General features: G+C 57.1%; 3 protein-coding genes. All 3 read left to right on the forward strand.

Annotated features, from left to right (window positions below):
* The coding region (locus tag VKV29_RS00515; RefSeq protein WP_324199337.1) for a cyclic-di-AMP receptor at positions 1-322 on the forward strand (322 nt) is incomplete at its 5' end.
* A 15-nt stretch (positions 323-337) separates the two neighbouring features.
* Complete coding sequence (locus VKV29_RS00520) at positions 338-808, forward strand: hypothetical protein (RefSeq protein WP_324199340.1); 471 nt, start codon at positions 338-340, stop codon at positions 806-808.
* Positions 809-1067: 259 nt separating this feature from the next.
* On the forward strand, positions 1068-2324 hold a 1257-nt coding region (locus tag VKV29_RS00525), incomplete at its 3' end, for a flagellar biosynthesis protein FlhA (protein WP_324199341.1).

Raw genomic sequence — 2324 nt, forward strand, 5'->3', positions numbered from 1 at the left:
GGTTATTACGGTTGTCCACGATCGTGACAAAAATCGAATTACCGAGGCCCTTCTGCGCAACGGATTTCAGTTCACCAAAATTGCCAGCACGGGCGGGTTTCTTCGAGAGGGCAACGTAACGCTGCTTATCGGCGTCGAGTCTAAAGATGTAGATAAGGTGATTGAGGTTATCGGAGAGAGTTGTAAAACGCGGGAACAGTTCGTGAATGTGCTTCCCCCCGATGCGGCGCCGGTGGGTACCTTTATGCCAAGCCCAGTAAAGGTGTTGGTAGGTGGTGCTGTCTGCTTTGTGCTCGATGTTGAGCGTTTCGAGCGTTTCTGAAAGGAGGTCACACCGTTGACGTTACCTGGGACCATCGCTGCTGCCTGCAAACCGCTCTTTGATGCTGTGCCTGTGGAGCAGGCCATGCCCCATCTATTGGGCAGTCATCCGCATCATGTGGAGTTGGTGAAGCATGTGTTGCAAGAGACCGCTCTGCGTGATCGGCCCGATCTGGCCGCCGGCCTTTGGCTTTACGTGGATGACCTGGAACGTTGTCATGCCATTTGCCAAAACCTTCCCGACCCCACCGGCGCCTTTTGGCATGGCATTATGCATCGGCGGGAGGGCGACTTCTCCAATAGTCACTACTGGATGCGTCGGGCAGCCTCTCATCCGCTGCTGCGTGAGCGACCGGAGTTAAAGCCGGCCGAGTTGGTAGACCTCGTTGCTAAAGCGGGTGGAAGAGACCTCCCGGAGCTTGTGGCCCGTCAACGTGACGAGTGGCTCGCCCTTTTTGAATGGTGTGCGCACAACCCTCTGCGCTAGCGCTTTACTTAGCTTGGAGAAAGGTAGGCACGAGGGGCCTACCCATGCACCCTACCCCCATCCCTGCCTAGCCTCTTGCGGCTGGCTCAAGCCCTTGGGTGATCAAGACGTCCTCGCTCCCTAGGCAGCCAGCTCTAGGTTGCAGGAGCTTGGCAGGAGAGCTAAACTCTCCCTGCAAACGGTTCATCTCCTTACCGATAATGAAAGATAGACCACCTTAGGGTCTCTTTCATGCCCAACAGGAGATGATGTTTAGCAGATGACCTCGGCTCCCACGTCGCTCTCACAAGGTTTTGGCTCTTTCCTCCAACGGATCACGCGCAGTGCCGACATGGTGCTGGCCATTCTTTTCATTCTGGTGCTTGGCATGCTCATTGTGCCGCTGCCCGAGTGGTTGCTCGATCTGCTTTTGGTGGTGGATATAGGGGGGTCTGCCCTCATTCTCCTATCGGCCTTCTACACCGTGGAACCCCTGCAGTTCAGCATCTTCCCCTCGCTTCTGTTGATCATGACGCTCTTTCGTTTGGCCCTCGATGTGGCCGCCACGAAGCTGATTTTGGGCACCGGCCATGCGGGCGAGGTGATTGCGGCTTTCGGAAAGTTCGTGGTGGGCGGCAACTACATCGTGGGAATCATCGCCTTTCTGATTCTGGTGGTGGTGCAGTTTGTGGTAATCACCAACGGTGCCGGACGCGTGGCGGAGGTGGCCGCCCGTTTCACTTTGGATGCCATGCCCGGCAAACAGATGGCCATAGATGCCGATCTCAATGCAGGGCTGATCAACGAGGAGCAGGCGAAAGAACGGCGTAAACAGATCGAGCTAGAGGCCGATTTTTATGGGGCGATGGACGGTGCGAGCAAATTCGTACGAGGCGATGCCATCGCCGCTATCCTGATCATTATCATCAACATCGTAGGCGGGTTTGCTTTGGGGCTGAGCCGTGGGGGCGATGTGATGAGCGTGCTACAGTCGTACACCCTGCTTACCATTGGTGAAGGACTGGTCAGTCAGATTCCGGCGCTACTTATCTCCACGGCCACAGGCCTTATCGTCACGCGGGCCGGCTCGGAAAAGCCGATCGCGCAGGCCTTTTTCCAACAGCTGTTTCAGGGCACACGTCCGCTCATCATCGTTTCCGGGTTAATGGCTATGCTGGCGCTATTGCCGGGCTTTCCTAAACTTCAGCTCCTCGTTTTGGCGGCGGCTGCCGGCGGTGGGGCCTTTTTCTTAACGCGACGTGCGGAGGAAGAGCAGAAACGCGCGTTAAAAGAGAGCGAGAAGCAGAAGCTTGCTGCCAATGCCGCCCCTAAAGGGCCGGAGGCCGTGCTGCCGCTGTTGAATGTGGAGACCATCGAGCTTGAACTCGGCAGTGGTCTGGTGCCTTTGGCCCTGCCGGAGGAGGGGGGTGACCTCGCAGAGCGGGTAGGAGGGGTGCGCAAACAGATCGCGATGGAGCTGGGGATTGTGCTGCCCACCGTTCGCATTCGGGACAACCTGCAGTTGCGCCCCAATCAA

Origin of the sequence: Chthonomonas sp., from assembly GCF_035294165.1 — a bacterium.
GTDB lineage: Bacteria > Armatimonadota > Chthonomonadetes > Chthonomonadales > Chthonomonadaceae > Chthonomonas.